Annotated in this window: 6 protein-coding genes, 1 rRNA gene and 1 other annotated feature; of the genes, 6 read left to right on the top strand and 1 reads right to left on the bottom strand. The window is 37.7% G+C overall.

Annotated features, from left to right (window positions below; all coding sequences use genetic code 11):
* A 5S ribosomal RNA gene (gene rrf / locus ACI48O_RS22530) occupies positions 1-85 on the top strand; the annotation flags it as partial.
* 65 nt (positions 86-150) lie between these two features.
* Here the strand turns inward: rrf and ACI48O_RS22525 are convergent.
* A complete protein-coding gene (locus ACI48O_RS22525) occupies positions 151-1,113 on the bottom strand; it encodes a YaaC family protein (RefSeq protein ID WP_435564055.1) in 963 nt (320 codons plus the stop codon).
* Between the two features lie 121 nt (positions 1,114-1,234).
* On the opposite strand from ACI48O_RS22525, the gene guaB reads away from it, so the two are divergent.
* From guaB to ACI48O_RS22500, 5 genes are all read left to right on the top strand, one after another.
* Complete coding sequence (gene guaB / locus ACI48O_RS22520; RefSeq protein WP_435564054.1) at positions 1,235-2,701, top strand: IMP dehydrogenase; 1,467 nt, start codon at positions 1,235-1,237, stop codon at positions 2,699-2,701.
* A gap of 1,024 nt (positions 2,702-3,725) precedes the next feature.
* On the top strand, positions 3,726-5,057 hold the full coding sequence (locus ACI48O_RS22515; protein ID WP_435564053.1) for a D-alanyl-D-alanine carboxypeptidase family protein: 1,332 nt from the start codon (positions 3,726-3,728) through the stop codon (positions 5,055-5,057).
* A gap of 130 nt (positions 5,058-5,187) precedes the next feature.
* Positions 5,188-6,069, top strand: coding sequence for a pyridoxal 5'-phosphate synthase lyase subunit PdxS (pdxS, locus tag ACI48O_RS22510; RefSeq protein WP_435564052.1), 882 nt, complete (start codon positions 5,188-5,190; stop codon positions 6,067-6,069).
* An 11-nt stretch (positions 6,070-6,080) separates the two neighbouring features.
* The gene (gene pdxT, locus ACI48O_RS22505) at positions 6,081-6,671 is read left to right on the top strand and encodes a pyridoxal 5'-phosphate synthase glutaminase subunit PdxT (RefSeq protein WP_435564051.1); all 591 of its coding nucleotides are present in this window, start codon (positions 6,081-6,083) and stop codon (positions 6,669-6,671) included.
* A gap of 54 nt (positions 6,672-6,725) precedes the next feature.
* Positions 6,726-6,946 (top strand) — a binding site (T-box leader).
* A 64-nt stretch (positions 6,947-7,010) separates the two neighbouring features.
* Positions 7,011-7,562, top strand: a 552-nt coding sequence (locus tag ACI48O_RS22500) for a serine--tRNA ligase (protein WP_472850896.1), incomplete at its 3' end; no start/stop codon positions are given.

Below are 7,562 nucleotides of genomic sequence, written 5' to 3'. Positions count from 1 at the left end.
TCCCATACCGAACACGGAAGTTAAGCTTCTCAGCGCCGATGGTAGTTGGGGGCTCTCCCCCTGTGAGAGTAGGACGCTGCCGGGCAAACAAAAAAACAGCTAATGAGGCTGTTTTTTTTGTGAACTTTTATATACCGGATATGTATAAATTTAACTCTCTCTTCCTCTAACTAAATACTCATAGATTAAATAGGGCCCTTTTGTTATTGTAGTTTTTAAAAAGGATTGAATAAAGGGAAAATCATTATTAGGCATCATTTTCAATAATTCGCTCCACCATTCCGTTTCGTACCTGGCAATCATGCTTAAATTATAAAGAAGTAAATAATGAATTAAAATTTCCGGGAAATGAATTAACGCTCCTTTATTTGTTGGAAAGAAAAATTGTTTTTCTAATATATTAAATCGGAAAGGTAACATTTCCTTAGAGGAAAAATTGTTCCCTTCTGTTTCAAGCAGATGTAATTTTCCATCACTTTGTGTAATAGAAAAAGGAACGTGGAATTTAGTTAGTAAATAGTCTTCAAACCTTTTTTCAGTCATATGAAAAGAATCTAATACCTTATCCGATATATACAAACAGTCTTTATCCCTTTTTACCTCAGTGAATGTTTTTTTCTTCTCTAATTGAAAAAAAAGAGGACTTAATTCAGGAATATTGGTAAGTAATTCCTGCATAGTTACTTTATCGCCTTCTAATTGTTTCATGTGAAACAACTTATCTGATATAAACGGGAATAATCCTGTTTTTTGAAATTTCACATCATCCTCCATAAAACGATATTGTTGTTTTTTTCTTTTCCGTGAAGAAACCCCATGAGCCAATACAGACGTTGTCTCAGGGTAGTTTGGATCCTTTGATAGGATACATGCCTTGATTAAGTGGACATACCCATAAAAAAGCAAAATTGGCTGAATGATTAACGGTGCTTGTTGAGCTTGTTGGTAATAAATTTTTCCATGTTCAAGATAATAAATAAATGGATAGCAGTTTTGATAACTTTTTTGGTCAGCTTGGTCAATATTTTGATTTAGATAACTTTTCCTTAAAAAGTCTTGTGTAAAGGAGGCTGAGAAGAACATTGCATAGCTATTTATATCTTGATATTTCATAACGTTTCCCTCTCTGTAATTTTCAGAAAAATCTAACTTAAGTGATCTTTCTTGACAGTATTTTATCCAATTGATAACCTACTAATAATATTTTTACGTATCCAGGAGGTCAAAAATTAAAATGTGGGAATCTAAGTTTAGTAAACAAGGTTTAACGTTCGATGATGTTTTACTGGTCCCGGCGAAATCAGAAGTGCTCCCTCGCGATGTAAGTCTTCAAGTGGAATTAACAAATAAAATCAAGTTGAATATCCCAATTATTAGCGCAGGAATGGATACGGTAACGGAAGCGGATATGGCAATCGCTATTGCACGCCAGGGTGGAATTGGTATTATTCACAAAAATATGTCGATTGAACAACAGGCGGATCAGGTTCTTAAAGTAAAGAGATCAGAAAGTGGCGTTATTACAGATCCATTTTTCTTAACTCCTGAAAAACAAATCTATGATGCGGAACATTTAATGGGCAAATACAGAATTTCAGGAGTACCAATCGTCAATAACGAAGTAGAACAAAAATTAGTGGGAATTCTTACAAACAGAGATTTACGATTTATTCAAGATTATTCGATTTTAATTTCTGATGTGATGACAAAGGAAAATTTAGTTACTGCTCCAGTTGGTACAAGCTTAGAGGATGCAGAGAAGATTCTTCAACAATACAAAATCGAGAAGCTTCCACTCGTTAATGAAGAAGGGGTATTAAAAGGGCTAATTACGATTAAGGATATTGAGAAGGTTATCGAATTTCCTCATTCCGCTAAAGATCCACAAGGGCGTTTGTTGGCAGGAGCAGCAGTTGGAGTAACGATGGATACAATGAAGCGCGTTGATGCTCTTGTTAAGGCAAATGTAGATGTTATTGTTGTTGATACAGCTCACGGGCATTCTGCAGGGGTAATTAATACCGTAAAAGAAATTAGAAGTAAATATCCTGAGCTAGCGATTATCGCTGGGAATGTTGCGACTGCGGCTGCCACAAAAGAGTTGATTGAAGCTGGTGCCGATGTTGTAAAGGTGGGAATTGGACCTGGTTCGATTTGTACAACACGAGTTGTAGCTGGTGTTGGGGTTCCACAGATTACCGCTGTGTATGATTGTGCAACAGAAGCAAGAAAGCATGGTAAGGCTATTATCGCAGACGGTGGAATAAAATATTCTGGAGATATTGTTAAAGCGTTAGCAGCTGGCGGACATGCTGTTATGCTCGGAAGTATGTTAGCTGGTACATCAGAAAGCCCTGGTGAGACAGAAATTTATCAAGGCCGTCGTTTTAAGGTTTATCGTGGTATGGGCTCTGTAAGTGCGATGGAAAAGGGTTCAAAAGACCGCTATTTCCAAGAAGATAATAAGAAATTTGTTCCTGAGGGTATTGAAGGTAGAGTTCCTTATAAAGGACCACTTGCTGACACGATCTACCAACTTGTTGGAGGAATCCGTTCGGGTATGGGATATTGTGGAACGAAAAACCTACTTGAGCTGAGAGAGAACTCACAGTTTATCAGAATGACTGGAGCAGGGTTAAGAGAAAGTCATCCACACGATGTTCAAATCACAAAAGAAGCTCCAAACTATTCTTTATCATAAGATATTTTTAAAATCAAATATAAAAAGACAGAGGAATTTTCAAACGGGTTCCGTTAACTATCGCAAACATAAAATATGAAATGCAAAATGACCTTCAAATTGTATGATAATTTGGAGGTCTATTTTTTTGATATAAAAGGATCTCGATAATTATTTCGGGAGAATCTGTTGGGCAATTTATATATTAAAATGTGGTGGTACAATAGCCAGTGTACCGCAGCAAAATACACTACAATTTTACTTGCAAATTTGTATTCTGAAAGATTAAGGTTAGTCTCGTTCTTAGTTAGACTTGACTGGAATGGAAAATAAACGGATAAATTCCGCTTAAATTGGGAAATACCCCTATTTCCCGAATAATAAGCGGATTTATTCCGGTTATATGGTCCAAATCTTTGAATTTTGACCTATTTAAAGCAGTTAACCGGAATTTCTCCGCCTATATCCTCTTCTTAAGCTTCCCCTATATAAATTAGGCGGAAATTTTCCGCTTATGAATTCTCATACCTACACAAAAAACGATACGTAAGCAGGCAGAAATGGAACATAATTAGCAACTCGAAGGGTAGCATTTAAAAACAAACTAGCAAGGGTATAATATAACCCTTGCTAGTTTGTTTTTTACTCTTTCTAGCCTTACAAATTACCCTACATTTTATAGTGCAAAAAGGATTACAATTTGGTTTGCATTTTCCTGTGCAAATTGACGTTTTGCGATTGGAAATCGAACCCGTTAGGAATTTCCCCCTGTCTTTTTTCTTTGATTTTTTTAGAGGAAGTCTGTCAAAATTTAAAAAACTCTTTCCAAAAGAATGATTGTTAAATGGTAAAAACTACTAGTTCAATAAGCATTGCATAGACCGCTTGAATAGTTTGGTTTTTGTTTGAAAATACCCTTTTACGATACATAGAAGGGTGTAGAAACAAGCAATTGTTTATGTTAAACTTATCAAGGTGAAAATAAGAGTCTACCACTCTCACAATATAGATAAGACTTAATTTTTTAGAGTTGGAGGAAATCGGGTTGAACTATTATCGTAAGGTTTTGCTGTTTGTTGCTATGTTAATTGTATGCTTTGCGTCTGTATCGACAGTTATTCCAAATGTAGCTAAAGCAGAAGGAGATCCGCTAGGTATAAATGCGGAGGCTGCTATTTTACTAGATGCAAAGACCGGAAAGATTTTATATCAAAAAAACCCTGATAAAGTTTTAGGCGTCGCCAGTATGTCAAAAATGATGACAGAATACTTGGTGTTAGAAGCGATTCATAATAAAAAAATTACCTGGAATCAAAAAGTAATGATCAATGAGTATGTTCATAAGCTTTCTGCTGCTCCTGATCTTTCAAATGTTGGATTAACTCAAGGTGAGGAATATACCGTTAAAGAGCTTTACCAAGCTATGGCTATTTTCTCAGGAAATGCAGCAACAGTGGCACTTGCCGAAACTGTTGCCGGAACAGAAAAGAACTTTGTTGCTCTAATGAATAAAAAAGCAGGAGAGCTAGGATTAAAAGATTATAACTTTGTTAATGCATCAGGTCTTAATAATGAAAGTTTATTAGGGAATATCCCAGCAGGCGGACCGAATGAGGAAAACGTCATGTCTGCTCGTGCGACTGCAACATTAGCATATCGCTTAATTAAAGATTATCCAGAGGTTATTGAAACAGCGAAAACACCTAAGTTACATTTTGAAAAAGACGGAAGAGATTATCCAAACTTTAACTGGATGCTTCCTGGATTAATATTTGAGTATAAAGGTGTAGATGGTTTAAAAACAGGTTCTACCGATTTTGCAGGCTATTGTTTTACTGCTACAGCAGAAAGAAATGGCCAAAGATTTATTTCGGTCGTGATGAAGGCTTCTTCCAAAGATGCACGATTTACTGAAACTAGAAAAATCTTAGATTATGCTTTCAATAATACTGGCGAAGAACAGATCTTACCAAAGCATTATCAAGTTAAGGGGCAAAAATCCCTACCGGTTGTTAAGGGAAAGGGAGATAAAGTAAAAATTTATACAAAAGACCCAATTAGCTTAGTTGTTAAAAATGGTGAGAAAGAAAATTATAAAGCAGTATTAGTTTTAGATAAAAAGAAACTAACGAAAGATGGAGAATTAACAGCTCCTGTTAAAAAAGGCGATAAGATTGGATATGTAACACTCGAATCTAAAAATGGAGAAGATCTCGGGTTTATTGCAGATAAAAACAATAAAAACTTGAAAGTTGATGTCATCGCTGCAGAAAATGTAGAAAAAGCGAACGGATTCGTGTTAATGATGCGCGGAATCGGTGGTTTCTTTGGCGACGTTTGGGGAAGTGTGTCGTCTGCTGTAAAAGGGTTGTTCTAAAATTAAGGGTCCTGTCTTGACAGGAACCCTTTTTTATTGTTTTATTTAAAATTAAGGAAAAAAAGAATAATCCGATAGAATTAATTGTTCTTAAAAATTAATTATTTACGATTTTGGAGGGGAAGTTTCCGTGAAAACTGGAACAGATCGCGTTAAAAGAGGTATGGCAGAAATGCAAAAAGGCGGCGTCATTATGGACGTTGTTAATGCTGAGCAAGCTAAAATTGCTGAGGAGGCAGGCGCAGTTGCTGTTATGGCATTAGAACGGGTTCCTTCTGATATCCGTGCTGCAGGCGGCGTTGCGAGAATGGCTGATCCTCGTATTATGGAAGAAGTTATGGGTGCGGTATCCATTCCGGTAATGGCAAAAGCTCGTATTGGTCATATCGTTGAAGCGCGCATTTTGGAAGCAATGGGTGTTGACTACATTGATGAGAGTGAAGTGTTAACTCCTGCTGACGAAGAGTACCACTTAAATAAAAGAGACTACACTGTACCATTTGTTTGTGGTTGCCGTGATTTAGGTGAAGCAGCTCGTCGTATTGGTGAAGGTGCATCAATGCTTCGTACAAAAGGTGAGCCTGGAACAGGAAACATCGTCGAAGCGGTTCGTCATATGCGTAAAGTAAATGCTCAAGTACGTAAAGTAGTTGGCATGAATGAAGATGAGCTAATGACAGAAGCTAAGCTTCTAGGGGCTCCATACGAAGTATTACTTGAAATCAAGCGTTTAGGTAAGTTACCGGTTGTTAACTTTGCTGCAGGCGGTGTTGCTACACCTGCTGATGCTGCGTTAATGATGCAACTTGGTGCTGATGGCGTATTTGTTGGTTCTGGTATCTTCAAATCAGAAAATCCAGCAAAATTTGCAAGAGCGATTGTTGAAGCAACTACACATTATCAAGATTATGAATTGATTGCGAACCTTTCTAAGGGCCTTGGAACAGCGATGAAGGGGATTGAAATCTCTACATTAGCTCCTAGCGCTCGGATGCAGGATCGCGGTTGGTAAGGGGTAATAAAATGGTTAAAGTAGGGGTTCTTGGATTACAAGGTGCGGTAAGAGAGCATGTCCGTTCCATAGAAGAATCCGGAGCAGAAGCAGTTGTCATTAAGAAAGTGGAACAACTTGATGAAATTGATGGGTTGATTTTACCTGGCGGTGAAAGCACGACAATGCGCCGGTTAATTGATAAGTATGGCTTTATGGATAAGTTAAAGGAGTTCGCAGCCTCCGGTAAACCGGTATATGGGACTTGTGCCGGACTTATTCTATTAGCCCAAAGAGTGGTTGGCTATGATGAACCACATATTGGGGTAATGGATGTTACGGTGGAACGGAATTCGTTTGGCCGTCAACGTGAAAGCTTTGAGGCTGATTTAGATATTACTGGAGTTGCACTAGATTTTCCGGCTGTCTTTATTCGTGCCCCACATATCGTTGAGGCTGGAGAGAATGTTGAGGTTATTTCAAAGCATGAGGGCAGGATTGTCGCAGCACGTGAAGGGCATATACTGGGCTGCTCATTCCATCCTGAATTGACGGATGACCATCGCTTAACAGCATATTTTGTGAACATGGTAAAAGAAGCAAAGGAAAAGCAAACTGTATAATTTGATTGCTTTTTAGAAACAACTATAGTACATTATGGTTGAATTATGATTAATTTTAAAGCAATGAGAGGAAATAGTAGCAAGCTGCTTATTCTTAAGAGAGCCGGTGGTTGGTGAAAACCGGTGAATGGCATTTGTGAATCCATCCTTGAGCAAAGTGTGGAACGCCCTATTTGGGTCAGTAAATACTTTCGGTTAAAGCCGTTATCTTTTATCGAGGTGGAAAGCTTTTGCTTTCAACCAGGGTGGCAACGCGAGGTACTCTCGTCCCTGTTTTGGGGACGGGAGTTTTTTGTTTTAAAAAATTAAATATTTTTACATATACAAGGAGGGTTTAAAATGCTGGATATTAAAGTATTAAGAGCAAACTTTGAAGAGGTAAAACAAAAGCTTCAGCATCGCGGAGAGGATTTAACTGATTTAGGTAAATTTGAGGAGCTTGATACAAAGCGGCGCGATCTTATCGTTGAAAGTGAAAAGTTAAAAAGCAACCGAAATGAAGTATCACAACAGGTTGCTGTTTTGAAGCGTGAAAAACAAAATGCTGATCATTTGATTGCTGAAATGAAGCAAGTTGGTGAAAAGATTAAGGAACTTGATGATGAACTTCGTGTTTATGAAGAACAACTTGAACAGCTAATGCTAAGTATTCCAAATATTCCTCATGACAGTGTTCCGGTTGGGGATACAGAGGACGATAATGTTGAAATTAGAAAATGGGGCAATACACCAGATTTTGCTTTTGAGGCTAAGCCGCATTGGGACATTGCTGATCACCTTGGCATCCTTGATTTTGAACGGGCTGGAAAAGTAACCGGAAGCCGCTTTGTTTTTTATAAAGGGTTAGGGGCAAGATTAGAACGTGCGTTAATTAACTTCATGCTGGACCTT

The organism is Neobacillus terrisolis (assembly GCF_051233475.1).
Taxonomy (GTDB): domain Bacteria; phylum Bacillota; class Bacilli; order Bacillales; family Cytobacillaceae; genus Bacillus_BU.
This window is presented reverse-complemented; position numbering and strand designations above follow the sequence as displayed.

Excerpts from the sequence above, each read along its gene's own strand:
- ACI48O_RS22525 (WP_435564055.1), bottom strand. The coding sequence starts at position 1,113 with ATGAAATATCAAGATATAAATAGCTATGCAATGTTCTTCTCAGCCTCC.
- guaB (WP_435564054.1), top strand. The coding sequence starts at position 1,235 with ATGTGGGAATCTAAGTTTAGTAAACAAGGTTTAACGTTCGATGATGTT.
- pdxT (WP_435564051.1), top strand. The coding sequence starts at position 6,081 with ATGGTTAAAGTAGGGGTTCTTGGATTACAAGGTGCGGTAAGAGAGCAT.